We start from the raw sequence: 26,950 nt of genomic DNA on the forward strand, positions 1-26,950 counted from the left end.
GGGGGAGTGTCTACCTTTCTGTCATCCCAAGCATGAGGAGACCAAAGATGACCACCACACCCAGAACTTTCTCCCACATCGGCCTGTCGGTGCCGGACCTTGACGCGGCCGTGAAGTTCTATTCGGACGTCATGGGGTTCTACGTGCTGATGCAGCCCAGCGAGGTTGTCGAGGACGACAGCGCCATCGGGCAGATGTGCACCGACGTGTTCGGCCCCGGGTGGAACAGCCTGCGCATTGCGCATCTGTCCACCGCGGATGGCATCGGCATCGAGCTGTTCGAATTTGACGGCAACGAGGCCCCGGAGGACAACTTCCAGTACCGCAAGCACGGCACGTTCCACTTTGCCGTACAGGACCCGGACGTCGAAGGGCTGCTGGAAAAAATCGTCGCCGCCGGCGGCAAGCAGCGGATGCCGGTGCGGGAGTATTTCCCCGGCGAAAAGCCCTACCGCATGGTCTATGTGGAGGATCCGTTCGGGATCATCTTCGAGCTTTACAGCCACAGCTATGAGCTGACGTATTCAGCCGGCGCCTACAGCTGAGCTATGGCATTGTCCGGGCCCCTGCCCCGGGCAATGCCCTTCCTGTTCAAGCCTCCGCCAGCGGTCAGACCATGTGCCGGGCACGCGCGCCGCGTTCGATCGCGGCGGCGTGCAGCCGGTCGATGTTCAGCTCATACCGGACCTCTGCCAGGAACTCGAGCTCGGTCTCGCCCAGGATGCCATCGGCGGCGGCCACATCGCAGGCCAGCGCATAGCCGGTCTCGAACAGCCGCTCTGGCAAGTCGCCGCGGATCAGGCCGAACAGCGCCTCCAGCCCGTCCTCCTGCTCAAACAGGTCCAGCACGGTGCGGGACACCCGGCTCACCCGGTCGATGTCATAGTCGGCAAAGACCGGCAGCATGTTCACCGCCGACTGGATCTTGACCAGTTCTGCGGTGCGGATGTTTTCGTCCGAGGCCGAGACCGCCACCATCAGGGCCACAAGGCAGTCCTGCGGGGTCATCGGATGCGGGGTTTGCTCACTCATGGACGAAATCCTTATTTGCGCAATATTCACCCGCACAGGATAGGTACGCCCGCGGAGAGGTTCAATAACAGGCTGAGCCCGGCCGCCGATTTTTGCGCGGCGCAAGGCCGCAAATCCCGGCCCCGGCGGGGCTGGCATTATTGACTCATGCTGCACAGGCACAATAGAGGGAATGGCCGGATGCATGGGGCATCCGGACAGATCACGCGGCACCCCGAATACTGACGCAACCGCCGCCGATGGAGAACATGATGTCTGATGTGCGCGAAGAAGCTCTGAAGAGCAAAGCCTGGCCGTTTGAAGAAGCCCGCCGGGTTCTCAAACGTTATGCCAAGGGCGCGCCGGAAAAGGGCTATGTCCTCTTTGAAACCGGCTATGGCCCCTCCGGCCTGCCGCACATCGGCACCTTCGGCGAGGTCGCCCGCACCACCATGATCAAGAAGGCGTTCGAGACCATCTCGGACATCCCGACCCGGCTGATCTGCTTCTCCGACGACCTGGACGGCATGCGCAAGGTGCCGGGCAACGTCCCCAACCAGGAGGCGCTGGCGGAACACCTGCAAAAGCCGCTCACCTCGGTGCCGGACCCGTTCGGCACCCATGAAAGCTTTGGCCACCACAACAACGCCATGCTGCGCCGGTTCCTGGACACCTTCGGGTTCGAGTATGAATTCTACTCAGCCACAGAATTCTACCAGTCCGGCCAGTTCGACGAGATCCTCAAGCGCGCCGTCGACAAATACGACGACATCATGGCGATCATGCTGAAGTCCCTGCGCGAGGAACGCCGCCAGACCTATTCGATCTTCCTGCCGATCCACCCGGAAACCGGCCGCGTTCTGTACGTGCCGATGAAGAAGGTGGACGCGGAGAACTACACCATCACCTTCGACGACGAGGACGGCAAGGAATGGACCCTGCCGGTGACCGGCGGCAACGTGAAGCTGCAGTGGAAGCCCGACTTCGGCGCCCGCTGGGCGGCGCTGGAGGTCGATTTCGAGATGTACGGCAAGGACCACTCCACCAACACGCCGATCTATGACGGCATCTGCCGGGTGCTGGGCCAGCGCGCGCCGGAGCATTTCACCTATGAGCTGTTCCTGGACGAAAACGGCCAGAAGATCTCCAAATCCTCCGGCAACGGCGTGTCGATCGACGAATGGCTGACCTACGCCTCGACCGAGTCGCTGGCCTACTTCATGTACCAGAAGCCCAAGACCGCCAAGCGGATGCATTTCGACGTGATCCCCAAGGCGGTGGATGAGTACCACCAGCAGCTGCGCGCCTACCATGGCCAGGACCTGAAGGCGCAGCTCAACAACCCGGTGTGGCACATCCACGGCGGCGACGTTCCGCAATCGGACATGGTGGTGCCGTTCTCGATGCTGTTGAACCTCGCCTCCGCCTCCAGCGCCGAGGACAAGGAGACCATGTGGGGCTTCATCAACAAATACGCCCCCAACGCCACCCCCGACACCCACCCGGGCATGGACCAGGCGGCGGGCTTTGCGGTGCGCTACTTCAACGACTTCGTGAAACCGGCCAAGGAATTCCGCCTGCCCACCGATCAGGAGCGCGCGGCGCTGCAGGATCTGGCGGACGCGCTGAAATCGGCAGATGCGGCACTGGCCGCAATTGCGAAGAAGAACGAGATCGCAGGCAACGACGACCCCCTGCCCGAGGCGGACTTTGCGGATGAGGAGTTCCTGCAATCCGTGGTCTTCGCCATCGGCAAGATCCACGGCTTCGAGCCGCTGCGTGCCTGGTTCTCGGCGATTTACGAGGTGCTGCTGGGCGCGTCGCAAGGCCCGCGTTTCGGCGGCTTCATCGCGCTTTACGGTGTCGAGGATACCATCGCGCTGATCGAAAAGGCGCTGGCGGGCGAGCTGGCCTGAGCCTGCACGCATCGGATTCAGTCAGGGCGCGGTCTTCCGCGCCCTTTTTCGTTTTAAGCCCAGCTGCGCACAGCGGACCGCCGCCTCGCACCGCGCATCAAAATTACCAATTCGCAAAAAAGTTTTGACGCAGCGTCACTTTGTCCTAAACTTAAAAAACGGACCGGGAGGGACAGATGCGCAGTGTTCTGTTTGCGGGGGTAAGTGTTTTTCTTCTGACCTTTCCGGCCTTTGCTCAGAGAGAGCCGGTCACAGCCGTGATCGGCTCTCAGTTTGAAGCCTTCCTGAACAACGATACGGAAACCGCGTTCTCCTTTGCATCGCCGTCGATCCGCCGCCTGTTCGGCACGCCGGAACGGTTCGGCCAGATGGTGCAGCAGGGCTATCCGATGGTCTGGAGGCCCGCGGAGGTACGCTATCTGGACCTGCGCGAAGTGGCGGGCGGCCTGTGGCAGCGGGTGATGATCACCGACGCGCAAGGCCGCGTGCACCTGTTGGATTACCAAATAGTTAAGCTGGAAAGCGGTTGGAAAATCAACGCAGTACACTTGCTGAGAGGGTCATCTGACAGCGTCTGAACCCAGGGCAGCGTACGCCCCGCTGGGCGGAATTTAACGCCAATTCAGTACTTCCTTTTCCCCGAACGCGACATGCGCAGCAGGAAAGGGTAATCCCATGAACAAGGCAATCACCGACGGTCTGCAGCTGATGCCCCCCGCCTTTGCGGAGGGACTGAATGTATGGTCCAGCGGCAACGGCACCCCCGGATCAGACACCTATGACGGCGCCGCCAACGCGGTCTTTGTGGCGGCGGATGCGGACTTCGGCGGTTGTCTGGAGTTGCAGAAGACCGGGAACACCCAGAAGCTGCGCTTCATGGGCCAGACGCCGCTGGAACCGGGCTGCTATCTGCAGATCAAGGTTCGAATCAAGGCCGTCAGCGGCGCGCTGCCTGCGGTCCGCGTGGCGGGCTGGGCGGCCACCAGCGGCGGCAGCCACATCGGCGGCGTGTCCGAAACCGGAATGCAATATGCGCTTACCGAATACGGCAAGGTGCTCGAAGTCACCGGCATCGTTGGCAGCGGCGACCGCCCCGGGGTGGATATGCCTTGGGGCCGCAGCGCGGCCTATGGCCATTTCGGGCTGGACCTGACCGGTGCCAATGGCGGCGTCGTGCGGATCGACGACATCGAGATCACCGATATCACCAGTGCCTTCCTGCGCAAGATACTGAGCGTGGTGGACGTGACCGACTATGGCGCGGTGGGTGATGGCAGCACCGACTGCACCGCTGCGTTCGAGGCCGCCGATGCCGCCGCCGCCGGGCGCCGCATTCTGGTGCCCGCGGGGGACTTTCACCTCGCCAGCACCGTGTCGCTGAACAACGAGGCGGTGTTTGAAGGCACCGTGTCAATGCCCGCCAATCAGATGCTGCTGCTGACCAAGAATTTCGATTTCCCCTCATATGCCGCTGCCTTTGGCGATGAGGAGCTGGGTTTCAAAAAGGCGTTTCAGGCCCTGCTCAACAACGTGGATCATGAATCGCTGGACCTGATGGGCCGCAAGATCACCGTGACCGCCCCCCTCGACATGCAGGCGGCGGTGCCGAACAGGTCCTCCTATTCGACCCGCCGGATCATCCGCAACGGCCAGCTGGAAGCCGCCAGCAGCGCGGTCTGGGACACCGGTGTGGTAACCTCGCAGGCCAGGTACAGAACCTCGGATTCCAGGAAGCTGACCAATGTCGTCAATATCGCGAACATCAAAGTAGGCTCATTGGTGGAGGGTGCCGGGGTCGGCCGCGAGATCTATGTGAAATCCAAGAACACCGGCGCCGGCGAGCTGACACTGACCGCGCCGCTGTACGATGCGGCGGGCACCCAGACTTTCACCTTCCGGGATTTCAAGTATCTGGTGGATTTCAGCGGTTTCAGCGCCCTCAGCAAGTTTGGCATGGAAAGTATCGAGTTCCAGTGCAATTCCCGCTGCAGCGCCCTGCGGCTGGCCCCGTCGGGTTCCGTTTTTTCGCTGGATGGCTGCTTTATCTCGCGCCCCAAGGATCGCGGCATCACCTCGATCGGCACCGGCTGCCAGGGGCTTCTGGTCGACAATTGCCAGTTCCTGTCTGCCGAGGACCCGCTGGATGTGGAGGACCGCACCAGCATCGGCCTCAACGTGAATGCCAACGACGCCAAGCTGCGCAGCAACCGCGCCACCAAGTTCCGCCATTTCGCTTTGCTGGCGGGCGCCAACAACACGGTGACCGGCAATCATTTCTTTCAGGGCGACAGCGTGGCCAACGGTGTTCGCTCCGCCGGGCTGGTGCTGGCCGCAAACAACTGCACCACAACAGTGTCGGACAATTACGTCGACAATTGCTTTATCGAATGGACCAACGAGCGTGATCCGGCACCTGACTTCACCACCGGCTTTTCCTTCAGCGCGCTGTCGGTAACCGCCAATGTGTTCCTGTCCGGCGATGTGGCGCCCTGGTTCAGCTATATCGTGATCAAACCCTACGGCAGCGGCCACTACCTGAACGGGCTGTCCGTGACCGGCAACAAGTTCCGCTCGCTCAATGGCAGCATCGACCGGGCGGAGCGGGTCGATACCAGTTTTTCGGATCTGGATTTCAACCGGGCCTTCAACGTGGTCTATGAGGGCAACATGTACCACAACGTCACGACCCATTCCGCCAACCCCTTGCGGATACGTCACAACCAGTCCTCGGCGTCGTCTTCCTGGGCGGTCAGGGCGAATGGCAAGCTGCCGTTTCAAGGCTACGCGCGCTATGTCGACAGCGTGGTGCCGCAAGGGCCGCTGCGGACCGGCGGCAACAGCACCCGCTACAGCACACCCTATTGCGATACCCAGCTGGGCGCGAACGACGACGAAATCCGCCTGCGCTGGCAGGAAGCGCTCAAGGGCGAGGTGCAGGTGCTGCTGAGGATGGACGGCTAGGCCCGGCCCGGCGGCCGCAGATCGGCGGCGCTAAGGTGGAAAGCCTTGCCGAAACCGCCATTCAGATGCGCAGCCGCCACCCGGAACCGGACAAAGGCAAAGTCGGCAAATTGCAGGTACAGCTTGGCCTTGGGCTGGCTGCGCAGATAATGCGCGGCCAGCGGCTCATGCTCCGCGCTTTGCCGGCTGATAATCTCCGCCCTGCAGATCAGGCTGAGCCGGGGGTGGGTGAGCGGGTCGCCCTTGTCCCCCTGCTCCCCTACCAGCAGCGAGCAGGCCGGATTGCGGTGCAGCGCCCGGGTGTGCTGGGCCAGCTCAGAGATCAGGCTGACCGGACCGCCCTGCGGGTCCAGGGCAAAGGCGACACGGGTGACCAGCGGGGTGCCCTCCTCCAGCAGCACGCCCAGCGCGGCAAAGCGTGCCTGCGCCATCAGGCCCTGCGCGAGCTGGCGGGCGTCGTCATCGGTGGGGCGGATCGGGCTCGCCATGGACTCCTCCAGGGTTTGGCGCGGGGTTTAGAACTTCTGCCACAGGCCCAGTTTCAGGCCAAGGCTGCGCTGGCCCGCCTGGCGGTATTCCAGCCCCACGACCAGCTCCCGCTTTTCCTTCAGCGGGTAGCGCAGGGAGGGGGTGAGTGCGTAGGAAAACGATCCGCCTTCCGGCTTGGAAAACTCCGCCTGCAGCATCGGTGCGGGCCTGCCGGGGCGGTTCAGACCGATGGTGGCGTCCAGCTTCCAGATCGCCTCCTGGCCGCTGCCGCGCAGCTCATAGGCGGCATCTACCGCCAGCCAGCCATCGCCGCGGCGGGTCGTGAGACTGCGGCCATACGACAGGGTGGTTTTGTGCATCAAAAGCCAGAGGCCCCGGACATGATTGCCGCCCGCCCCTGTCTCTACCGCGAGCCGGTAGCGGGCACCTGTGTGCAGCGGCAGCCGGGCAAAAACCAGCGCGTGGCCGGACACATCCGCGTTCTGGTTCAGGTCGATACCGACGGTGAGCCCGGGGCTGATCCCATAGGCGCCGTAATAGCCAAGCTCATGCGCGGCGGCGCTGCCTGTGTGCCGGTAGGCTGCGCTGGCCGCTGCAAAGCCCTGGCCCGGCTGCTCCAGCCAAGCCCCGCCTGCCGCCGGCTGGGCCAGCGCCAGGGCAAGAGCAGCGGCAAAGGCAGGTTTCATCCCGTGGCCTCAGGTTGGCGTGTGCAAACGGTTTCGCCTTATGGTTAAGGTTGTATTAACAGGTTCGAAAGCCCTCTATGGGTGCACGCACCAAAAAACCCGTGCGCTTTCAGCGCGAACAGGCGTAGGCTGGGGAGAGTCAACGGAGGAGCCAATGCCAAAAATAGCAAAAACCGCTGATATCCAGACCGTTATCACCACCTTCGAGATGACGCCCGGGACCTGCCAGGACCTACTGGAGGCGCTGGAGGATGCCTATTCCGAGTTTATTTCCAAGCAGCCCGGCTTCATTTCGGCCGGCTTGCATGTGAATGACGCGCAGACCCGTATCGCCAATTATTCGCAATGGCGCCGCCGCGAGGATTTCATGGCGATGCTGCGCAGCCCGGAAATGCGTGAGCGCAACCGCAAGATCAATGAACTGTGCCGCAGCTTTGAGCCGGTCATGTACGACGTGGCGGAGGTCTTTGGCGCGTGACCCCTGCCCTGCAGGCCGGCCGCTGCCTTGACGCCGGTCAAGGCGGAGCACTGCGGGCGCGGATAATCTGGAGCAGGTTTCAAGCTATGGAGGCGACCCATGTATCATAACGTTCTGGTGCCGATTTCCTTTGATCCCGAGCGGGATGTCACCGGACCGCTGAAAGTGGCGCGGCTGCTTTCGGCGCCGGGGGCCAAGGTGACGCTGCTGCATGTGATCGAACAGGTCCCGGCCTATGCGATCTCTTATGTGCCGGCGGATTTCATGGAAGACACCCGCCAGGCGCTGCAGGCAGAGCTGGACGGGCTGGCGCAGACCCTGCCCAACGCCGAGGGCGTGCTGATCGAGGGCCATTCCGGCCGCACCATCCTGGACTGGGCCGAGCAGAACAAGCCGGACCTGATCATCCTCGCCTCGCACCGCCCGTCGATGCAGGATATGCTGTGGGGATCGACCTCGGGCCATGTTGTGCGCCACGCGGCCTGCGCGGTGCACGTGGTCCGCTGAGGCGCGGCCTGAAGATCAGGCCGCAACCGCCTTTTTCAGCAATTGCCAAGCCAGCCGCATCGCGGCACCTGGCAGCATCGCGGACCGCAGCAGCACCTTGTTGGAGTTCACCGCTTCGGCGATGCGGGCGTAATGCACCTTCTTCTCCGCGGGCGAGCGCAGCAGGATGGTTTCCGCCTGGCGCATCGCCCGTTCCGTCTGCCGCTTGACCTGCGGCACCGCGGCAGGCTTTACCGCACGGTAGAAATTCAGCCCCTTGCGCACAGGTTTCTGCGCCGGGTCGAGGTTCTTTTTCACGGCCTGCGTCAGGGTTTCCTCCACCAGCACCAGCGCCTTGGCGGCTTCCGCATAGGCCTGGTTGCTGTCCAGCTTCTGCGCCGCCAGCTTGTAGGTGTGGCGGTAGCAGTCGAACTTGTAGACTTGCGGCAGCGTGCCGCAACGGTCGAAGCCGCGGGTCAGGGTGGTGACAACCGCCCGCGTGGAACGCGAGCTCAGCCCGCTGCTCTGGCCGCCGCCGCTATCAGTGCCGCCGCCTCCGCCACCGCCTTCACCGGCCCATGCATAGGCCGGAGCCGACGCAAGGATCAGGGTCAGGAGCCCCGCCTGGATGGTCTTGCTGCTCATTGTTGCCTCCTTGATTTGGGGGCAGCTTACCATGCGTCAGCGGGCCTGAAATGGGCGAAAACCTGCAAAACCCGCGTTTTTGCGCAGGCTTTGTCTTGCGCAGCACAGGTGCACTGCCCACGTGGAGTGCAGGAGTTGAGCAAGGAGAAGCAGATGCAGTGCCCGATTGACGGAACCACATTGGTCATGGCCGACCGCGCCGGGGTGGAGATCGACTATTGCCCCCAGTGCCGCGGTGTCTGGCTGGACCGGGGCGAATTGGACAAGATCATCGAACGCTCAGCCCAGCCCGCGCAGGCCGCGCCGCAGCCGCCGCGCCATGAGGACCGCAGCGACCGGTATGACCCGCGCTACAGCAAGCCGTACAAGAAGAAGAGCAAGAAGAACTTCCTGGAAGATCTGTTCGATTTCTGACGCGCCCGCAGGGGCCGCCCCGGGGGTCGGGGCAGCTGGCCGGTTGTTCAGAATCCCGGTCTCCTGACCCGCGTCAGTGGACCGTGCAGAAGGAGCCGTGCTTGGCGTCCTTCATCAGGGTGTCAAAATCGTCACCCTTCATTTCGATCAGCGTCTTGTGATCGCCGGCCTCGAACCAGACCTTGTCCAGTCCGGTCAGGCTGTCGTCGATCACGGTGGGCACATGATAGGCCGCGCCGACACAGGGTGCCGCGCCCGGATCGCAGTCGTCAAAGACCTGGTTCAGCTCATGTTCCGGCGCCAGGCCGAGGCGGCGGTCCATCATCGTTTGCAGCGCGTGCAGGTCAACCGTCTGGTTGGACGGCACGACGGCCAGAACCGGGCCTTCCTCCATATGGATGAGCACGGACTTGGCCAGGTGATCCCCCGGCACATGCGCCGATTCCGCGCATTCTGCCGAAGTTGAGGTATAGGGGTGGCGGACAGTGCCGAACGGCAGGCCCTGTGCCTCGAGATGATGTTTCAGGCGTGAGGCGATCATCGTGGGGTCCTCCTGTGCTGTGAAGGGCCCCGGGCCGCTCTGGCTCAGGTCTGTGCCGCCATCGGGCCGGAACGGCCCAGTGTTTCACCGGGGACTGTGCGGTCCGCATTCCGGCGGCTTCTTCAGGTCTGGGCGCGGCAAACGGCAATCCGGGGCGCCCTCGTGTTTCTGGTGCCCTACAGTCTGCGCCCGAAGGGGTGAGTCGGGCAAGGGCAGGCTGCGGGCGCCCTTTGTGCGGTCCGGGCACATTGCCCGGCGCGCTGTATCCCTCATTGCCCCGCCTGCGCCCTTCGGCTATCACTCCCGCCAGCAAATTTCCCCCTTAACGGAGCAATCAGATGGCCTCCTACCAGTACGTCTACCACATGCAGGGTGTCTCCAAGACCTACCCGGGTGGCAAGAAATGCTTTGAAAACATCCACCTCTCCTTCCTGCCCGGCGTGAAGATCGGTGTGGTCGGCGTCAACGGCGCCGGTAAGTCCACCCTCATGAAGATCATGGCCGGCCTCGACAAGGATTACACCGGCGAGGCCTGGGCGGCCGAGGGCGCCAAGGTCGGCTATCTGCCGCAGGAGCCGCAGCTGGACGAGAACCTCACCGTTCGCGAGAACGTCATGCTGGGCGTTCAGGCCAAGAAGGACATCCTGGACCGCTACAACGAGCTGGCGATGAACTACTCGGACGAGACCGCCGAGGAGATGGCCAAGCTGCAGGACGAGATCGACGCTCAGAACCTGTGGGATCTGGACAGCCAAGTCGACGTCTCGATGGAGGCGCTGCGCTGCCCGCCGGATGACGCGATGCCCGCCAACCTGTCGGGCGGTGAGCGCCGCCGCGTGGCGCTGTGCAAGCTGTTGCTGGAAGCGCCCGACATGCTGCTCCTCGACGAACCGACCAACCACCTGGATGCCGAAACCATCGCCTGGCTGCAGCAGCACCTGATCGACTACAAGGGCACCATCCTGTGCGTCACCCACGACCGTTACTTCCTGGATGACATCACCGGCTGGATTCTGGAGCTCGACCGCGGCCGCGGCATTCCCTACGAGGGCAACTATTCCGCTTGGCTGGAGCAGAAGGCCAAGCGGCTGGAGCAGGAAGCCCGCGAGGACAAGGCCAAGCAGAAGACGCTGGAGCGCGAGCTGGAATGGATGCGCCAGGGCCAGAAAGCCCGCCAGGCGAAGTCCAAGGCGCGTATCCAGGCCTATAACGAGATGGCCAGCCAGTCCGAACGCGAAAAGGTCGGCCGCGCCCAGATCGTCATTCCGAACGGCCCGCGCCTGGGTTCCAAGGTGATCGAAGTCAATGGCCTGGCCAAGCACTATGGCGACAAGCAGCTGATCGAAGGCCTCGACTTCTCGCTGCCGCCGGGCGGCATCGTCGGCGTGATCGGCCCCAACGGCGCCGGTAAATCGACCCTGTTCAAGATGCTGACCGGCCAGGAGCAGCCCGATGAGGGCTCGGTCGAGTACGGCGACACCGTGAAGCTGTCCTATGTCGACCAGTCGCGCGATGACCTGAACGACAATGACACCGTGTGGGAGGCGATCTCCGGCGGTGCCGAGATCATCGAGCTGGGCGACGCGCAGGTCAATTCCCGCGCCTATTGCTCCTCCTTCAACTTCAAGGGCGGCGACCAGCAGAAGAAACTGTCGCTGCTGTCGGGCGGTGAACGCAACCGGGTCCACATGGCGCGGCTGCTGAAAGAGGGCGGCAACGTGCTGCTGCTCGACGAACCGACCAACGACCTGGACGTGGAAACCCTGCGGGCGCTGGAAGACGCGCTGGTCGATTTCGCCGGCTGCGCCGTGGTGATCTCGCACGACCGTTTCTTCCTCGACCGGATCTGCACCCACATCCTGGCCTTCGAGGGCGATGCGCATGTGGAATGGTTCGAGGGCAACTTCGAGGACTACGAAGAGGACAAGAAGCGCCGCCTGGGTCCCGACGCGCTGGAGCCCAAGCGCCTGAAGCACAAGAAATTTGTGCGGTAACCGTGCGATAACGGTGACTTCTTGGGAGGGCGGTTTTGTCGGCCGCCCTTCCTGTTTATGCTGAAGAAGCCGGCAGCAGCGCTGAATTTTCGAATTACGGCGTCCGCCTTGAAATCTATTCTGCCACACAAAGCGCAGGCCAGGCCGATGCGCGCCACGCTCCATAAGGGCAGATCGCTAAAATTGCTTTGATCCTCTGTTTCGTGTTCTCGGAACTCTTCGCTACCATCGCGTCAGGCGGCCAGGATCAGCCGGTTCATTCTGAGCAGGCGCAGTGGAAGCTTATTTTGTTAACCCCTTTTGAACACTTTCTCCTGCAGGGTGGTGTGCAAGCAAGCGGTTGCAACCGGACCATCAAGGTCCGGCCCGCGCAGCAGAACAGGAGGCATTATGGCTTGGGCAGGCATTTTCCTTGGAATGATCGCGGGGCTGTTCGCATCGGTTCTTGGGTACTCGGCACTCGGCCTGCCGCTTTGGCTCAGCCTGCTGGTGTATACGGGGGCCGGGACGGCTGTGGCGCTTTTGACGACGGCCTTGCTGGCCTGGCGCGGTCCCACAGACGGTCCTGAGGGCCGGTTGGATGCCGGAATGGCGGATACAGCCACCGCCTGAAACGGCGGGAACGGCCAGGCGGCGGAGCGCCGCACTACCACCAAAGGCGTAGCCGGCCGCTAAAATTCTACTTATATGACAGCCGCTTCAGTCTTTTGCGCAGTTGTTTCGCGCCTCGCCGGTTTCTACCTTTAGTAGGCGTTGAGCGAGCATAGGAGCGATGGCATGGCTTGGGTAAGTTCAGTTTTCGGAGCAATCAGCGGTTTGGGCTTGATGCTTTCGGCTGTGCTGCTTGCAGGCTGGCCTGCCTGGGTCGCGGTCTTGCTCTACCCCTTTACCGCTGCGCTCTTGTGTCTGATCCTGGTCGCCTATTTGTTCATGAGCAGCGCCCGCCGGGAAGACCAGCAGCAATCAGCACAGTCTGGAGACCTGCTGTACGCCGAATAACCCGCAACCGCGGGGGGTGCGCCTGCTATCTCCGCAAGAGGGCCGTGCCGGAAGCAAGCGGCCCGCTGCTTAACTGCGCAGCCAGCCAGTGATCTGGCTCTGCCGCATCACGCCCGACTGGCGCTTTTTCTCCTTGCCGCGCTCGAAGGCGATCAAAGTGGGAATGCCTCGGATCCGGTAGCGGGCGCCGGCGGACGCATGATCCTGGGTATTGAGCTTGACCAGCCTGGCCCGGCCGTCCAGCGCCTTGGCCGCCTTGGCGAACTCCGGCGCCATGGAGCGGCAGGGCCCGCACCAAGGTGCCCAGAAATCTGCCACCAGCGGCAAATCATCGTTCCGGACAGCCTTTTGCAGGATGGCAGGATCCACATCTACCGGCCTGCCCGGCAGCAGCGCCGCGCCGCAGGTGGCGCATTTCGGGCCGCGGCCCAGCTTGTCCTCCGGCACCCGGTTCAGCTGGGCACAGGACAGGCAGGTCAGGGTCTTGGCTCCCATTCCATCGCCTCCTCGATCAGTCGCACAGATCCGGATATAGACGCCCTGCGCCCCTGTGCAAGGCGCCGCATGCAACACTTGCGGCCCGGGCTGCGGAAACCCGTTGACCGGTCGCGGTTCGCGCCGGAAGATAAGGAGAGATGCAACAGACGTTCAGGGGTATGGCCATGATTTCACGCCGGAAGATTCTGAGCACGGGCACTGCGGCTGCCGCGGCCTCTTTGCTGCCGCTGCCTGCGCTCGCACGCAAGAAAGACCCAGTGGTGTTTGACCCGGTGCCGCAGGAAGTGAGGATCAAGAAGGATTTCGCCCCGGGCCAGATCCTGGTGCTGCCGCGGTCCTATTACCTGTATCTGGTGACCGATAAGCGCAAGGCGATCCGCTATGGCGTGGGCGTCGGCAAGGCCGGGCTGGAGTTCACCGGCCAAGCGGTCATCGAACGCAAGAAGGTCTGGCCGACCTGGCGCCCCACCGACGAGATGATCGAGCGCGATCCCAGGGCCTATGCGAAATTCATCGACAACGAGTACATCCAGCCGGGCGGGCCGGACAATCCGCTGGGCGCGCGGGCGCTGTACCTGTTTCAGAACGGCATCGACACCTATTTCCGCATCCACGGCACCAACCAGCCGCAAACCATCGGCCATTCGGTGTCAAACGGCTGTATCCGGATGATGAACGAACATGTGGTCGACCTGTACGAACGGGTGCCGCTGGGCACGGTTGTGACGGTGCTCTAGCCGCCGCTCTGCGGGATTTTGCCGCAAAACCCCGGATCACACAGCATTTTTCTTGCACCAGAGGGGATTCGCACCCAATTCTGTCACGGCGATGTTACGCGAATGCCATCACTGTACCTCACCCGGCGCGGTCATGATCATCCGCAAAACTTGCCGGGCTGCCGCATAAGCGGGCAGAGAACTGAAGACGACTTAGGAGTACACGACGATGGCCACTGGCACCGTCAAATGGTTCAACACCACCAAAGGCTATGGCTTTATTGCACCCGAAGACGGCGGCAAGGACATTTTTGTCCATATTTCCGCTGTTGAACGTTCCGGGCTGACCGGCCTGGCGGATAATCAGAAAGTGACCTATGAGCTGCGCGCGGGCCGGGATGGCCGTGAATCCGCAGTGGATATCGCGCTGGTTTCCTGATCCTCTGATCTGAAATGAGATTTCGAAGCAGCCCTGACTGAAAGGGCTGTTTTCACTCGCCGATCGCCTCGATCAGCTGCAGGGCCGCCGGCCCGATGGCTGCCGCATTCAGCGCAACGCCTTCGGCGTTGGGGTGGATGCCGTCGTCCTGCATCAGCCCCTGCGCCGCCGCCGGATCTTCGCCCGCTTCCGCGGCCATGCCCGCGAAGGCGTCCGGATGCAGCACCGCGCCAAACTCTGCCGCCAGCTCCGGGTAGATCGCGTCAAATGCCTGCTTGTAATCCGGCCCGTAGTTGCGCGGCGCCTTCATGCCGACCAGCAGGACCTCGATGTCCTGGTCCCTGGCAGTCTGCAGAATGCGGCTCAGGTTGGCGCGCGCCTCCTCCGGCGCCAGCCCGCGCAACAGGTCGTTGCCGCCCAATAGCACGATCAGCCCGTCGGGATTGTCCGACAGCGTCCACTCTGCCCGCTCGGCCCCGCCCGCGGTTGTGTCACCGGAGACCCCGGCATTTTGCAGGACAACTTCGGCGCCGTTTTCGTTCAGCCAGCGCTCAAGCTGCGGCACCAGCCCCTGGCCCTGCGGCAGCCCGTAGCCCTGCACCAGACTGTCGCCAAGCGCGGTGATCCGCAGCGGTTCGGCCCATGCGGTGCCCGAAAAAAGCAGCAAACTCAACAGTGCCAGTATCTTGCGCATCGCGGCAAACACTCCATATCCGAAAGGTGGATCCAACAGGCAGGCCCGATGACCCAGAAAAACAGCCCCGTTCTTCATCTTTTAGATGCGAGTTTGACCCTGAATAGCAATACCGGCCCGGTAGAGATTTTGCACGGTATCTCGCTGGACGTGCGGCAGGGGGAGACTTTGGGACTGGTGGGGCCGTCCGGGTCCGGCAAGTCGTCGCTGTTGATGCTGATGGGCGGGCTGGAGCAGGCGACCGGCGGCCGGGTGACGGCCCTGGGTGCGGATCTGACCGCAATGGATGAGGACGCGCTGGCGCGGTTCCGCCGCAATAACATGGGTGTGGTGTTTCAAAGCTTTCACCTAATCCCGACCATGACCGCGCTGGAGAATGTGGCGACGCCGCTGGAGCTGGCGGGGGTGAAGGACGCCTTTGACCGCGCCCAGGCGGAGCTGGAGGCTGTGGGCCTGGGCCACCGGGCCGGTCACTTCCCGGCGCAGATGTCCGGCGGCGAGCAGCAGCGGGTGGCGCTGGCGCGTGCCCTGGCGCCGCGGCCTGCGATCCTGCTGGCGGATGAGCCGACCGGCAACCTGGATGAGGCCAATGGCGAGGCGGTGATGGACCTGCTGTTCGGCCTGCGGGACCGCTATGGCGCGACGCTGGTGATGGTCACCCACGCGCCGGAGCTGGCGGCACGCTGCGACCGGGTGGTCCGGCTGCGCGACGGCCGCGTTGACGGAGACGCCGCGCGCGAGGCGGCGGAATGAGCGGTTCCGCCCTCCGCCTGGCCTGGCGCTTTGCCCTGCGGGAGCTGCGCGGCGGTTTGAAAGGGTTTCGCATTTTCCTGGCCTGCCTGGCGCTGGGGGTTGGGGTGATCGCTGCCATCGGCTCGATCCGCGCCTCCATCGAAACCGGGTTGGAGCGCGAGGGCGCGACAATTCTGGGCGGCGATGCGGAGCTGAATTTCACCTACCGGTTTGCCAATGAGGATGAGCTTGCCTGGGTGGAGCGGACGGCGGTCCGCTATTCCGGGATTGCCGAATTCCGCTCCATGGCCACGGTGGGAGAGGAACGCGGCCTGACCCAGGTGAAGGCTGTGGACGGTCTCTACCCGTTGAAGGGGCAGATGAAGCTGACCCCTGACATGCCGCTGGAGACGGCGCTGGCGGGCGCAGAAGGCTTGCCGGGAGCGGTGATGGACCGGGTGCTGGCCGACCGTCTGGGCCTGCAGCCAGGCGACATCTTCCGGCTGGGCACCCAGGACTTCACCCTGATGGCGATGATCGCGCTGGAACCCGATGCCGCGGCCTCCGGTTTTGAGCTCGGGCCGCGCACCATGGTCCGGACTGAGGATCTGGCCGGGTCCGGCCTGCTGGAGCCGGGCACGCTGTTTGACACCAAATACCGGATGGAACTGCCGCCGGGCAGCGATCTGGCCGCCCTGCAGGCGGAGGCCGAGGGGCTGTTTGAAACAACCGGCATGCGCTGGCGCGATGCCAGGAACGGCGCGCCGGGGATCACCACCTTTGTCGAGCGGCTGGGCGGGTTCCTGGTGCTTGTGGGCCTGTCGGGGCTGGCAGTGGGCGGGGTCGGTGTTTCTGCCGCCGTGCGGGCCTATCTGGCCACCAAGACCGCGACCATCGCCACCCTGCGCACGCTGGGGGCGGAGCGGCAGACGATCTTCCTCACCTACTTTCTGCAGATCGGTGCGCTGACGCTGATCGGAGTCGGCTTCGGGCTGGTGCTAGGGGGCGTGGGGCCGATGCTGCTGGGGCCGCTGATTGCGGCGCAGCTGCCGTTTCCGGCGGTGTTTTCGCTTTATCCGTCTGCCCTGGCAGAGGCCGCCGTCTATGGTGTGCTGACCGCCTTCATCTTTGCGCTTTGGCCCTTGGCCCGGGCGGAGCGGATCCGCGCGGCCTCCTTGTTCCGGGATGCCTTTGCCAGTCGTACCCGGCTGCCCGCACCGCGCTATTTGCTGGCAACCGCGCTGGCGCTGGCGGCGCTGGTGGGGCTGGCGGCGTGGTTCAGCGGCTCGGCGCAGCTGACGCTGTGGACCGCAGGCGGGCTGATGGGGGCGCTCCTGGTGCTGCTGGTTGCCGCGCTGGGGATCGGCTTTGCGGCGCGCCGCGGCACCGGGGCGTCGCGCGGGCGCCCTGCCCTGCGGTGGGCGCTGTCGTCCATCGGCAGCGCGCGCGACGGCGCGGTGCCCGCGGTGCTGGCGCTGGGGCTGGGGCTGACGGTGCTGGCGGCCATCGGCCAGATCGACGGCAACATGCGCCGGGCGATTGCCGGCAACCTGCCGGATGTGGCGCCCTCCTATTTCTTTGTCGATATTCAGCGCAGCCAGATGCCCAGCTTCCTGGAACGGGTGGAGAATGACCCCGCCGTGACCCGGGTGGAAAACGCGCCGATGCTGCGCGGCGTGCTGACCCGGATCAACGGCCAGCCTGCCACCGAGGTTGCGGGCGACCATTGGGTGGTGCGCGGCGACCGGGGCATTACCTATGCCGCGGCCCGGCCGGAGAGCACCGAGGTCACCGCCGGCACGTGGTGGGCTGAGGATTTTTCGGGTGATCCGCAAATCAGTTTTGCCGCCGAGGAGGCCGAGGAACTGGGACTCAAGCTGGGCGACACGCTGACGCTGAACATTCTGGGCCGCGATATCACCGGCACCATCACCAGCTTCCGCAACGTGGATTTCTCCACCGCGGGCATGGGCTTTGTGATGGTGCTGAACGAGGCCGCGCTGGCCGGTGCGCCGCACAGTTTCATCGCCACCGTCTATGCCGAGGAGCAGGCAGAGGCGGCGATCCTGCGCGATCTGGCGCGGGAGATGCCGAATATCACCGCAATCCGGATGCGCGATGCCATCGACAGGGTGTCGGATATCCTGCGCCAGCTGGCTGCCGCCACCGCCTATGGCGCCGCAGCGACGCTGCTGACCGGGTTTCTGGTGCTTTTGGGAACCGCGGCTGCCGGGGAGCCTGCGCGGCGGTATGAAGCCGCGCTGCTGAAAACGCTGGGCGCCCCGCGCAAGCAGATCCTGCTGAGCTTTGCGCTGCGCTCGGCCCTGCTGGGCGCAGCAGCCGGGCTGGTGGCGCTGGCGGCCGGCATCGCCGGAGCCTGGGCCATCAACGCCTATGTGTTCGAGACGGGATACACGGTGATCTGGCCGAATGCGCTGATGGTCATTTCGGGCGGGGTGCTGACCACGCTGCTGGCCGGGCTGGCCTTTGCGCTGCGGCCGCTGGCCGCCAAACCGGCCCGCATCCTGCGGGCCCGCGAATGATCAGGGCTGCGGCGGCCTCAGCGGGCGCCGCAGGACACCGGCTGCAGAATCCGCAGCAGGTCGTGGTTGTCGCAGACCAGCAACTCCAGGGAAATGTCATCGAGCGAGGCGTAGAAGGCCTGTGCTGCGTCCGCCAGCGCCACCTTGAGGCGGCAGGCATCCGACAGCGGGCAGGTGTTGTCGGCATCGGCAAAGCATTCGACCATCGGCAGGTTGCCTTCGACATCCCGGAACACGTCGCCGATCCGGATCTCTGCCGCGGGTTTGCCGAGGTTCATGCCGCCGTTGCGGCCGCGCTGGGTGGACAGATAGCCAAGCTGGCTCAGCTGGTTGATAACCTGCGCCAAGTGGTTTTCCGAGATGTTGCAGCATTCGGCAATCTCGGCCTTGGTCACCAGGCGGTCTTCATGCGCGGCGCAATACATCAGCAGCCGCACGGCAATGTTGGTCCTTTTGGTAATGCGCATGGGTCGCTCCCGCAGCTATGGTGCATCGCTTATTGCACAACAGCCGAAAAAGCGGTTTGACATACATCAATAACCGGAATTGCGGCAGAAAGGCGCGGCGAATGACGGCTCCATACTTCTTTGGCTACGGCAGCCTGGTGAACGCTGCGACGCATGGCTACGGCGGTGCACAGCCTGCCCGGCTGCGCGGCTGGCGGCGCGCCTGGGTGCATACGGACCTGCGCGAGGTGGCGTTTCTGTCGGCAGTGCCCTGCGCCGCCAGCACAATCGGCGGGCTGATTGCAGAGGTGCCGGGCGCCGACTGGGCGGCGCTGGATGAACGCGAGTTCGCCTATGAGCGGCTGCCCGCCTCGGACAAGGTGCAGCACGGGCTGGATGTCTCACCCGAAGTTTCCGTTTATGCCGTTGCCGCGGACAAGCGGAATGGCGTCACCGAGCAGCATCCGATCCTGCTGAGCTATCTGGATGTGGTGCTGCAGGGTTACCTGCAGGTGTTCGGCGAGGAAGGCGTGCATGATTTTATCGCGACGACCGATGGCTGGGACGCCCCGGTTCTGGACGACCGGGCAGCGCCCCGCTATCCGCGCCATCAGCGCCTGAGCCGTGCAGAGCTGGCCTTGTTCGATGATTTGATCGACAAAACCGGAGCGCGCCGGATAAGCTCAGCCCATGATTGAGCAGAGTCTCCTGTACCTCAGGCGGATTGCCCGCAAGCTTTGGTTCCGGGTGGTTCTGATTTCCATACTCTCGCTGCTGGCGCTGCTGCTGGCACCGCTGGCCAAGCCGCTGCTGCCCGACAGTCTGAGTGAAGACTTCGGACGCGAAGCGGTGCTGCCGGTGCTGACCATCCTCGCTTCGGGCATGCTGGCGGTCACCACCTTTTCGCTCAACGTCATGGTCAGCGCCTACCGCACCGCCGCGTCGATGGCGACGCCGCGGGTCTACCGGCTGCTGCTGGAGGATACCGTGACGCAGCGGGTGCTGGCGACCTTCGTGGGCGGCTTCATCTTTTCGCTGAGCGGCGTGATCCTGTTCCGGGCGCGGTATTACACGCCCGAAGGCGCGCTGGTGGTTTTTGCCATTACCATCCTTGTGGTGTTCCTGATCATCGGCGCGATCCTGCGGTGGATCGATCATTTGTCGGGGCTGGGCAGCATGGACCACACGCTGCGGCTGATCGAATCTCGCACCCGCGACAGCATGCGCGCGCGGCTGAACACCCCCTGCCTGGGCGGCCAATGCTCCGGCGGCGGAGGCATTCCGGGCGATGCAGTGGAAATCCCGGCCGCCCGCAGCGGCTTCGTCCGCTTTGCCGGACTGGCCCAGCTGGATGAGCTTGCTGACGAAGCCGGCACTGAAATCACCCTGACACGTGCCCCGGGAGAATACATCCTGCGCGGCCAGCCGGTAGCCTGGGCCACGGCCGGGGACAATGACTTCTGCAAGGCAGCGTCCAAGGCGATCGACATTGGCGATGTGCGCAGTTTCGATCAGGATCCGTCCTTTGGCATCACCCTGCTTGCGGAGACGGCCCAGCGGGCGCTGTCGCCCGGCATCAACGATCCGGGCACCGCGGTGGAGGTGATGGGCCGTCTCGGGCGCCTGTTGTGGGAGAACATGCCCGCCGATGAGACCAGCAGCACCCGGGAGCCGCAGTTCCCGAATGTGAAGGTTCCGCCGGTGACCGCGCGCCATCTTCTGCGCTGCGCCTATCCTCCGATTGCCCGCTGCGGCAGCAACTCGCCTTCTGTCATGGGATGGGTCCAACAATCGCTGCGGGAGCTGGAGAGCCACCCCAACCCGGAAATGGCCAAGGCCGCGGCGGAGATGCGGGAAAATATCGGGCAGGAGCACCCCGGCGGATCAGCAGGCTGAGGCCGGACCTGCATTCTGCCGCAATCCCGCGCCCTCCCGCCTGTTCAGGCGCAGGCGAGCTGCACCTTGCTCAGTTGGGCATGGCACCGCGCCGGGGCGCGGTGCTGCGCCGCGCATCTGCGCGGCGCGCGGCCCAACGGCAGGGAATGCATCTTTGATGCAGTTCCGGCGGGCGGGAGAACCACGCCAACTCCTTGGCGAGACTGCACGAAAAAGGGCGGAACCCGCGGCTCCGCCCTTCTGGAACGTCTTGCCGGGAACGGATCAACCGCGGGCCCGGACCTTTTCCATCAGCGCCAGCAGCGCCGACATGTCGGGGCCGCGCTCCATGCCGGTCACGGCTTTGCGCAGCGGCATGAACAGGCCCTTGCCCTTGCGACCGGTGGCTTCCTTGACCGCAGCGGTCCACTTACCCCAGCTTTCGCTGTCATAGGGGCCTTCGGGCAGCAGCGCCATCGCCTCGGCGATGAAGTCCTTGTCCTCATCAGCCACCAGCGGTTCGGCACCGTCGCGGCACAGCTCCCACCAGCCGGCCAGGTCTTTGAGCGTGGTGATGTTTTCCTTGGCCATGTCCCAGAAGGCCGCCTGTTTCTCTGCCGGAACACCCAGCGCGTCCACGTGGGTTTGCACGGTCTCCAGTGGCAGCGACTGCAGGTAGCGGGCGGTCAGCGGGTAAAGATCCTCGACGTCAAATTTAGTCGGCGCTGCGCCAAAGCGGTTGATGTCGAAGCCGTCGATCAGCTCCGCCATCTCCGAGCGCAGCTCGACCGGATCGGAAGAACCGAGGCGCGCCATCAGGCTCAGCAGCGCCATCGGCTGCACTCCAGCTTCGCGCAGGTCGCGCAAGGCAAGCGTGCCCAGGCGCTTGGACAGCGCCTCGCCCTGCGGGCCGGTCAGCAGCGAGTGATGCGCGAAGGACGGGACAGAACCGCCCAGCGCCTCAATGATTTGGATCTGGGTGGCGGTGTTGGTCACGTGGTCGGAGCCGCGCACCACATGAGTTACGCCCATCTCGGTGTCGTCGACAACCGAGGCCAGGGTGTAGAGGAATTGGCCGTCGCCGCGGATCAGCACCGGGTCGGAGACCGAGGCCGCGTCGATGGAGATGTCGCCCAGGATACCGTCGGTCCACTCGATGCGCTGGTGATCCAGCTTGAAGCGCCAGACGCCGTCGCCGCGCTCGGCGCGCAGCTTGGCCTTTTCCTCGTCCGACAGTGCCAGCGCGGCGCGGTCATAGACCGGCGGCTTACCCATGTTCAGTTGTTTCTTGCGCTTCAGGTCCAGCTCAGTCGGGGTCTCAAACGCCTCGTAGAACCGGCCGATCTCGCGCAGCTTGTCGGCGGCGGCGACATAGCGGTCGAGGCGCTCGGACTGGCGCTCCACCTTGTCCCAGGTCAGGCCCAGCCATTCCAGGTCCTGCTTGATGGCATCGACGTATTCTTCCTTGGACCGCTCCGGGTCGGTGTCGTCGATGCGCAGGATGAAGGTGCCGCCGGCCTTGCGGGCGATCAGATAGTTCATCAGCGCGGTGCGCAGGTTGCCGACGTGGATATAGCCGGTCGGCGACGGGGCAAAACGGGTGGTGGTCATCACGAGTTTCCTGTTGCCTTGCCCCTTGTCACATGGGCGGCGGATTGTCCAGTTTCGGCAGTGTTAACGCGCCTCCGCGCGTGCCTGCGGCGCGAGTATTTGGGGAGAGATGAAAGCCCGGCAGTCATTCAGGCTGTACCGGCCAGAGTGCGTTCAGGTCCTTCAGGCCTGCGCGGATCAGTTCGGCCAGGACGTCCAGGTCGATATCGGCGAGCTTGTTTACATAGAGGCAGCTTTTGCCCAGCTTGTGCTTGCCCAGGCGGGAGAGGATGGCGCCGTAGTCCTGATAGCCCGGCATGATGTAAATCGAATGGCGTGCTTTTCGAGGCGAGAAGCCGGTGGCGAGAAAGTCACCCTCGCGGCCGGAAGCATAGCGGTAGTGGTAGCGGCCGTAGCCGATGATCGAAGGCCCCCACATCTGCGGCTCATAGCCGGTTACCCGGCGGAACAGCGCATCCAGCTGATGCGCTTCCGCCGCCTTGCGGGCCGCTTCAACACCAGCAAGGAACGCTTCGACGCTTGCCCCGGTCGGGACGGTTTTGTTCTGGCTCATGGCGCGGCCTCCTGCCGCTATCCTAACCCGCATCACGGGATTGTTTACAGCCCTCTGCCGCCAGAGCGCTAGGGTAAGGCCAGTCCAACTCCACTGGAGGTTATGCCATGACTGTTTCCCTCTCCCGCCGCGCGGCCCTGGCCGGCGCCGCCGCACTGCCCCTTGCTGGTGCTGCCACGCCGCTGCTGGCGGGCGCCCACGGCGGCCAAGCCGAAGCGCCGGTTGCCCATTCGTTCAAACTGGCAGAAATGCCGGTTACCACTCTGCTGGATGCCTCGGCGCAGCGGGAGGGGCCGAAACCGATGTTCGGGGCCGCAGCCAGCGATGAGGAATTTGCCCAGGTCTCGGCAGAGAATTTCATTTCAGACGAGACCCTGCAGTTTTACTTCACGCCGACGCTGGTGGATACCGGGTCGGAGCTGGTGCTGTTTGACACCGGTCTGGGCAATGGCGGCATTGCCAAGGCGCTGGCCGCGGCCGGGGTGACGCCGGATCAGATCAATGTTGTGGTCATCACCCATATGCACCCGGACCACATCGGCGGCTTGATGACAGATGGCGCGCCAACCTTTCCCAATGCCCGCTATGTGACGGGGGCTGAGGAGTATAATTTCTGGTCCAAAAGGGAACCCGGCGACCGGGTTGGCGATCTGGTGTCCAAGAATGTGACCCCTCTGGCAGAAAAGACCACCTTCATCGACGATGGCGCCAGCGTGGCGCCGGGGATCACCGCCATGGCCAGCTTTGGCCACACGCCGGGGCATATGTGCTACATGCTGGAGAGCGGCAACCGCCAGCTGGTGCTGACGGCGGACCTGGCCAACCATTACGTCTGGAGCTTTGCCCGGCCTGATTGGGCGTTCAGCTTTGATGTCGATCCGGAGGCCGCCAGTGCCTCGCGCCGCCGGGTGCTGGGGATGCTCGCAGCGGACAAGCTGCCGATGATCGGTTACCACATGCCGTTCCCGGCGGCGGGTTTTGTCGAAACCCGCGGCGAGGGTTTCCGCTATGTGCCGGTGAGCTATCAGCTGATGGGCTGACGGCGGCTGTTCAATAGCCGCTGAGCGGGCCGTATCTGCTGCCGTCGGTGAAGCGGGACAGGCGGAAGTCGTGCGGGTCCACCACGGGTTTGTCGCCGGTCACCAGATCGGCGGCCAGCTTGCCCGCTGCCGGGCCGATGCCAAACCCGTGGCCGGAAAAGCCGGTGGCGATGAACAGGCCCGGCAGGCGGTCGGCCTGCGAGATCACCGGGATTGCATCCGGGGTCACGTCGATCAGCCCGCCCCAGCTTTGCACCACATCGGCGCCCTGCAGCACAGGGAAGGCCTTTTGCGCTGCCGCCCAGCCGCTTTTCAGCGCCTTTTGCGAAGGAGCCGGATCCAGCACCCGGCACAGCTCGAACGGGGTGGTCTGCTGCGGCTGCCAGCGGCGGGCCTGGGCCGCCTCCTCGCGCCAGCGGCTGGTCAGGCGGAACTGCAGCGCGCGCCATTCGTGCCGCAGGCTGGGCAGGAATTTCCAGCCCAAACGGAGGCTGTCGGGCACGATATCGACCATGTTCTCCAACGCGTCCGAGACGGTATAGCCGCCATCGGCCCGCTTGCGCAGGCCCAGGTTGCCGGTGCGCACAGCGGTTTCCGGCCCGCCCTGCAGCGGTGAGGTGCGCAGGACCGAGTTCAGCACCTTGAGCTGCGGCAGGCCAATGCCCGCATTGCCCAGAAACAGCCGCGACCAGGCGCCGCCCGCCACCACCACCGCCGAACAGGCGACGCGGCCGCGTTCCGTCATCACCCCGCTGATGCGCCCGGCCGAGGTTTCGACGCTGCGCACCGCGCATTCGGTCATGATCTTGGCGCCCGCGGCCTGGGCAGCGGTGGCGATTGCGTGGGTGGCCAGCTGCGGCTCGGCCCGCCCGTCCATCGGTGTCAGCAGGGCGCTGCGGGTTTTGGTCTGATGGCCGGGCATCAGCTGCGCCAGATACTGCCCGCGCACCATACGGGCGCCTTGCCCCCAGCCATCAAGGTTGCGCAGCCAGCGTTCCAGCTGCGCCTCGCGCTTGGCGGTTTCCGCAGTGTAGAGAATGCCGGAGCGGGTGAACCCGGTTTCCTGCCCGGTGCGCGCCGCCAGTCCCTCCCAGAGACGCAGCGATTCCGCCATCAGCGGGATTTCCCGGGGGTCTCGGCAGGACATCCGCACCCACCCCCAGTTGCGCGAGCTCTGCTCGCCCGCGATCTGTCCCTTTTCGCACAAGAGCACCGAGTGGCCGCGTTCGGCCAGCTCCAGCGCGGTGGCGGCGCCAATGATGCCGCCGCCGATCACCACGGCGTCGACGGCCTTGGGCAAGGCAAGATTGGATTGGAAATGAGGCAGTCTCGGTCCAGGCATGCGGCCTCTATGCCCGCTGCGGAATCGGCGGTCCAGCGTCCAAGCGACGCCCATTGCGCCGCTTTCCGCCATTGTGTTTTTTTCGCCGCATATCAGGGCGTTACCGCCACCGGGACGGGCTTTACCGAATTCAGAAAAGCGCGGAAAAGATCCGCGCCTTCAATGGGTTAACGCTTGCCTCAGGTCGGGTCGCGCCAGCGGTTCACAATCGGGTAGCGGCGGTCCAGCCAGAACGCGCGCGGCGTCAGCCGGGCGCCGGGTGCGGACTGGAAGCGTTTGTATTCGCTGATATAAAGCAGATGCTCGACCCGCTTGGAAACGTCGCGGTCAAATCCGGCGGCGACGCAATCTGCGATTGAACCTTCCTGGTCGACCAGGATTTCCAGGATCGCATCCAGCTCCGGGTAGTCCGGCAGGCTGTCGCTGTCCTTCTGGTCTTCGCGCAGTTCAGCCGAAGGCGGTTTGTCGATCACGTTGGGGCGGATCACCTCGGCTTCCGGGCCCTTCATCCAGGGGCGGTGGTTGGCGTTGCGCCAGCGGCAGGTCTCGAACACCCGGGTCTTGTAAAGATCCTTGATCGGGTTGTAGCCCCCGTTCATGTCGCCGTAGATGGTGGCATAGCCCACCGCGACCTCGGACTTGTTGCCGGTGGTCAGGAGCATCTCGCCGAACTTGTTGGACATTGCCATCAGCAACAGGCCGCGCAGGCGGGACTGGATGTTTTCCTCGGTGATGTCCGCATCACGTCCGGCAAACAGCGGTGCCAGCGTATTGGTGATCGCAGCGCGGCCTTCCGAGATCGGCACATAGTCGTAATGGACACCCAGCGCCTTGGCGACGGCCTCGGCATCGTCGAGAAATTCCCGGCTGGTATACTCCGAGGGCAGCATCACGCAGCGGACGTTCTCCGCCCCCAGCGCGTCCACCGCAATCGCCGCCACGATTGCTGAGTTGACGCCGCCGGACAGGCCCAGCAGCACCTTCTTGAAACCGGTTTTGCCCATGTAGTCGCGCAAGGACTCTACCATCACCCGGTAGTCCTGCTCCCATTCGTCGGGCAGATGCGCCTTCTCGCCTTCCTCCACGCGCCAGCCTTCGTCGGTGCGGATGAGGTCGATCTGTGCGATGCATTCGTCAAACACTGGCATTTGAACCGCCAATGCGCCGCCCGGATTCAGGACAAAGGAACCGCCGTCAAAGACCTGGTCATCCTGGCCGCCCACCATGTTCAGGTAGATCACCGGCAGATGGGTTTCGACCGCGCGCGCAACCATGTGGTTGAAGCGCACCTCCATCTTGTTGCGGAAATAGGGCGAGCCGTTGGGGATCAGCAGGAACTCGGCACCGGTCTCAGCCAGGGTCTCCGCCACGTCCTCGTGCCAGCCGTCCTCGCAGATGGGGGAGCCGATGCGGGTGTTGCTGACGGAATACGGGCCGCCCAAAGGACCGGCTTCGAAGATGCGGACTTCGTCAAACACGGTCTCGTTCGGCAGATGATGCTTGAGGCTGCGCGAGGCGATCTTGCCGCCCTTCAGGATCAGATAGGCGTTGTAAAGCCTGCCGCCCTCAACCCACGGCCCGCCGATCGCCAGGGCCGGACCATCGGCACAATCCGCCGCCAGCTTTTCGACCTCGGCAATGGCGGCCTGATGGAAGACCGGCTTCATCACCAGGTCCTGGGTGTTGTAGCCGGTGATGAACATTTCCGGCAGCGCCACCAGATCGGCGCCGGCCTTGCGGCCTTCCTCCCAGGCGGCACGGGCCTTGGCGGCGTTGCCTGCCAGATCGCCCACCGTGGGGTTCAGCTGCGCCAAAGTCACGCGGAAACGGTCTGCCATGCT

At 64.2% G+C, this 26,950-nt stretch carries 29 protein-coding genes; 17 read left to right on the forward strand and 12 right to left on the reverse strand.

The genetic code is table 11. The features are described 5' to 3' along the window. The first annotated feature begins 47 nt into the window (after nt 1-47). Nucleotides 48-545, forward strand: a complete 498-nt coding sequence (locus tag ACXAED_RS05020) for a lactoylglutathione lyase family protein (protein WP_475047337.1) — start codon at nt 48-50, stop codon at nt 543-545. A gap of 64 nt (nt 546-609) precedes the next feature. Here the strand turns inward: ACXAED_RS05020 and ACXAED_RS05025 are convergent, their stop codons facing one another. Continuing rightward, nucleotides 610-1,032 carry a tellurite resistance TerB family protein gene (locus ACXAED_RS05025; RefSeq protein ID WP_475047339.1) on the reverse strand — a complete coding sequence of 141 codons (423 nt, stop codon included), beginning with the start codon at nt 1,030-1,032 and terminating at the stop codon, nt 610-612. 251 nt (nt 1,033-1,283) lie between these two features. Between ACXAED_RS05025 and ACXAED_RS05030 the strand changes: the two genes are divergently transcribed. The 3 genes from ACXAED_RS05030 to ACXAED_RS05040 all read left to right on the forward strand — a co-directional run bounded on the left by ACXAED_RS05030 (nt 1,284) and on the right by ACXAED_RS05040 (nt 5,888). After that, nucleotides 1,284-2,927 carry a lysine--tRNA ligase gene (locus tag ACXAED_RS05030; RefSeq protein ID WP_475047340.1) on the forward strand — a complete coding sequence of 548 codons (1,644 nt, stop codon included), beginning with the start codon at nt 1,284-1,286 and terminating at the stop codon, nt 2,925-2,927. A 176-nt stretch (nt 2,928-3,103) separates the two neighbouring features. Further along, the gene (locus ACXAED_RS05035; protein WP_475047342.1) at nt 3,104-3,505 is read left to right on the forward strand and encodes a DUF4864 domain-containing protein; all 402 of its coding nucleotides are present in this window, start codon (nt 3,104-3,106) and stop codon (nt 3,503-3,505) included. Between the two features lie 97 nt (nt 3,506-3,602). Next, nucleotides 3,603-5,888 carry a glycosyl hydrolase family 28-related protein gene (locus ACXAED_RS05040; protein WP_475047343.1) on the forward strand — a complete coding sequence of 762 codons (2,286 nt, stop codon included), beginning with the start codon at nt 3,603-3,605 and terminating at the stop codon, nt 5,886-5,888. Here the strand turns inward: ACXAED_RS05040 and ACXAED_RS05045 are convergent. Both ACXAED_RS05045 and ACXAED_RS05050 read right to left on the reverse strand, forming a co-directional pair. Continuing rightward, a complete protein-coding gene (locus ACXAED_RS05045) occupies nt 5,885-6,376 on the reverse strand; it encodes a HugZ family pyridoxamine 5'-phosphate oxidase (RefSeq protein WP_475047344.1) in 492 nt (163 codons plus the stop codon). The two genes, ACXAED_RS05040 and ACXAED_RS05045, sit on opposite strands and share 4 nt — an antisense overlap. Nucleotides 6,377-6,403: 27 nt before the next feature. Further along, nucleotides 6,404-7,063: a hypothetical protein gene (locus tag ACXAED_RS05050; RefSeq protein ID WP_475047346.1), complete on the reverse strand. Its 660-nt coding sequence runs from the start codon at nt 7,061-7,063 to the stop codon at nt 6,404-6,406. A 154-nt stretch (nt 7,064-7,217) separates the two neighbouring features. Between ACXAED_RS05050 and ACXAED_RS05055 the strand changes: the two genes are divergently transcribed. Continuing rightward, entirely contained in the window at nt 7,218-7,541 is a 324-nt protein-coding gene (locus ACXAED_RS05055) for an antibiotic biosynthesis monooxygenase family protein (RefSeq protein ID WP_174147275.1), read from the forward strand. 99 nt (nt 7,542-7,640) lie between these two features. Continuing rightward, nucleotides 7,641-8,048, forward strand: coding sequence for a universal stress protein (locus ACXAED_RS05060; RefSeq protein ID WP_475047348.1), 408 nt, complete (start codon nt 7,641-7,643; stop codon nt 8,046-8,048). Nucleotides 8,049-8,063: 15 nt separating this feature from the next. Here the strand turns inward: ACXAED_RS05060 and ACXAED_RS05065 are convergent, their stop codons facing one another. After that, nucleotides 8,064-8,672, reverse strand: a complete 609-nt coding sequence (locus tag ACXAED_RS05065; protein ID WP_475047349.1) for a hypothetical protein — start codon at nt 8,670-8,672, stop codon at nt 8,064-8,066. A 153-nt stretch (nt 8,673-8,825) separates the two neighbouring features. Here ACXAED_RS05065 and ACXAED_RS05070 point away from each other — a divergent pair, with 153 nt between their 5' ends. Beyond that, nucleotides 8,826-9,086: a TFIIB-type zinc ribbon-containing protein gene (locus tag ACXAED_RS05070; protein WP_475047350.1), complete on the forward strand. Its 261-nt coding sequence runs from the start codon at nt 8,826-8,828 to the stop codon at nt 9,084-9,086. A gap of 73 nt (nt 9,087-9,159) precedes the next feature. Here ACXAED_RS05070 and ACXAED_RS05075 read toward each other — a convergent pair whose 3' ends face one another. Further along, a complete protein-coding gene (locus tag ACXAED_RS05075) occupies nt 9,160-9,627 on the reverse strand; it encodes an aminoacyl-tRNA deacylase (RefSeq protein ID WP_475047352.1) in 468 nt (155 codons plus the stop codon). Nucleotides 9,628-9,965: 338 nt separating this feature from the next. Between ACXAED_RS05075 and ettA the strand changes: the two genes are divergently transcribed. From ettA to ACXAED_RS05090, 3 genes are all read left to right on the forward strand, one after another. Beyond that, the gene (gene ettA / locus ACXAED_RS05080) at nt 9,966-11,621 is read left to right on the forward strand and encodes an energy-dependent translational throttle protein EttA (RefSeq protein WP_475047354.1); all 1,656 of its coding nucleotides are present in this window, start codon (nt 9,966-9,968) and stop codon (nt 11,619-11,621) included. A gap of 390 nt (nt 11,622-12,011) precedes the next feature. Then, nucleotides 12,012-12,233 (forward strand): hypothetical protein, encoded by a 222-nt coding sequence (locus ACXAED_RS05085; RefSeq protein ID WP_475047356.1) that lies wholly within the window; start codon nt 12,012-12,014, stop codon nt 12,231-12,233. A 165-nt stretch (nt 12,234-12,398) separates the two neighbouring features. After that, nucleotides 12,399-12,620, forward strand: coding sequence for a hypothetical protein (locus tag ACXAED_RS05090; RefSeq protein WP_475047357.1), 222 nt, complete (start codon nt 12,399-12,401; stop codon nt 12,618-12,620). 69 nt (nt 12,621-12,689) lie between these two features. Here the strand turns inward: ACXAED_RS05090 and trxC are convergent, their stop codons facing one another. Next, nucleotides 12,690-13,115 carry a thioredoxin TrxC gene (gene trxC, locus ACXAED_RS05095; protein WP_475047359.1) on the reverse strand — a complete coding sequence of 142 codons (426 nt, stop codon included), beginning with the start codon at nt 13,113-13,115 and terminating at the stop codon, nt 12,690-12,692. 167 nt (nt 13,116-13,282) lie between these two features. Here trxC and ACXAED_RS05100 point away from each other — a divergent pair, with 167 nt between their 5' ends. Both ACXAED_RS05100 and ACXAED_RS05105 read left to right on the forward strand, forming a co-directional pair. Then, complete coding sequence (locus ACXAED_RS05100; protein ID WP_475047361.1) at nt 13,283-13,855, forward strand: L,D-transpeptidase; 573 nt, start codon at nt 13,283-13,285, stop codon at nt 13,853-13,855. 208 nt (nt 13,856-14,063) lie between these two features. Further along, nucleotides 14,064-14,273, forward strand: a complete 210-nt coding sequence (locus ACXAED_RS05105; protein ID WP_008557431.1) for a cold-shock protein — start codon at nt 14,064-14,066, stop codon at nt 14,271-14,273. Nucleotides 14,274-14,325: 52 nt separating this feature from the next. Here ACXAED_RS05105 and ACXAED_RS05110 read toward each other — a convergent pair whose 3' ends face one another. Beyond that, nucleotides 14,326-14,967: an arylesterase gene (locus ACXAED_RS05110; protein ID WP_475047363.1), complete on the reverse strand. Its 642-nt coding sequence runs from the start codon at nt 14,965-14,967 to the stop codon at nt 14,326-14,328. A 48-nt stretch (nt 14,968-15,015) separates the two neighbouring features. Here ACXAED_RS05110 and ACXAED_RS05115 point away from each other — a divergent pair, with 48 nt between their 5' ends. Both ACXAED_RS05115 and ACXAED_RS05120 read left to right on the forward strand, forming a co-directional pair. After that, entirely contained in the window at nt 15,016-15,720 is a 705-nt protein-coding gene (locus tag ACXAED_RS05115; RefSeq protein WP_475047364.1) for an ABC transporter ATP-binding protein, read from the forward strand. Beyond that, nucleotides 15,717-18,242 (forward strand): ABC transporter permease, encoded by a 2,526-nt coding sequence (locus ACXAED_RS05120; protein ID WP_475047366.1) that lies wholly within the window; start codon nt 15,717-15,719, stop codon nt 18,240-18,242. Before ACXAED_RS05115 ends, ACXAED_RS05120 begins: the two co-directional genes overlap by 4 nt. 17 nt (nt 18,243-18,259) lie before the next feature. Here ACXAED_RS05120 and ACXAED_RS05125 read toward each other — a convergent pair whose 3' ends face one another. Further along, the gene (locus ACXAED_RS05125) at nt 18,260-18,709 is read right to left on the reverse strand and encodes an RrF2 family transcriptional regulator (protein ID WP_475047368.1); all 450 of its coding nucleotides are present in this window, start codon (nt 18,707-18,709) and stop codon (nt 18,260-18,262) included. Nucleotides 18,710-18,810: 101 nt separating this feature from the next. On the opposite strand from ACXAED_RS05125, the gene ACXAED_RS05130 reads away from it, so the two are divergent. Beyond that, the gene (locus ACXAED_RS05130; RefSeq protein WP_475047369.1) at nt 18,811-19,386 is read left to right on the forward strand and encodes a gamma-glutamylcyclotransferase family protein; all 576 of its coding nucleotides are present in this window, start codon (nt 18,811-18,813) and stop codon (nt 19,384-19,386) included. Then, nucleotides 19,379-20,584 (forward strand): DUF2254 domain-containing protein, encoded by a 1,206-nt coding sequence (locus ACXAED_RS05135; protein WP_475047370.1) that lies wholly within the window; start codon nt 19,379-19,381, stop codon nt 20,582-20,584. Before ACXAED_RS05130 ends, ACXAED_RS05135 begins: the two co-directional genes overlap by 8 nt. A gap of 264 nt (nt 20,585-20,848) precedes the next feature. Here ACXAED_RS05135 and gltX read toward each other — a convergent pair whose 3' ends face one another. Both gltX and ACXAED_RS05145 read right to left on the reverse strand, forming a co-directional pair. Further along, on the reverse strand, nt 20,849-22,174 hold the full coding sequence (gene gltX, locus ACXAED_RS05140) for a glutamate--tRNA ligase (RefSeq protein ID WP_475047372.1): 1,326 nt from the start codon (nt 22,172-22,174) through the stop codon (nt 20,849-20,851). Nucleotides 22,175-22,298: 124 nt separating this feature from the next. Continuing rightward, on the reverse strand, nt 22,299-22,727 hold the full coding sequence (locus ACXAED_RS05145) for a DUF1801 domain-containing protein (protein WP_475047373.1): 429 nt from the start codon (nt 22,725-22,727) through the stop codon (nt 22,299-22,301). A gap of 107 nt (nt 22,728-22,834) precedes the next feature. On the opposite strand from ACXAED_RS05145, the gene ACXAED_RS05150 reads away from it, so the two are divergent. After that, the gene (locus ACXAED_RS05150; protein ID WP_475047375.1) at nt 22,835-23,767 is read left to right on the forward strand and encodes an MBL fold metallo-hydrolase; all 933 of its coding nucleotides are present in this window, start codon (nt 22,835-22,837) and stop codon (nt 23,765-23,767) included. A 10-nt stretch (nt 23,768-23,777) separates the two neighbouring features. Here ACXAED_RS05150 and ACXAED_RS05155 read toward each other — a convergent pair whose 3' ends face one another. Together ACXAED_RS05155 and ACXAED_RS05160 are read right to left on the reverse strand one after the other, a co-directional pair. Next, nucleotides 23,778-25,109: an NAD(P)/FAD-dependent oxidoreductase gene (locus ACXAED_RS05155; protein WP_475047377.1), complete on the reverse strand. Its 1,332-nt coding sequence runs from the start codon at nt 25,107-25,109 to the stop codon at nt 23,778-23,780. Nucleotides 25,110-25,288: 179 nt separating this feature from the next. Then, the gene (locus tag ACXAED_RS05160; RefSeq protein ID WP_475047379.1) at nt 25,289-26,947 is read right to left on the reverse strand and encodes an NAD+ synthase; all 1,659 of its coding nucleotides are present in this window, start codon (nt 26,945-26,947) and stop codon (nt 25,289-25,291) included. Nucleotides 26,948-26,950: the final 3 nt, after the last annotated feature.

Source organism: Leisingera sp. ABM4_103 (genome assembly GCF_056158685.1).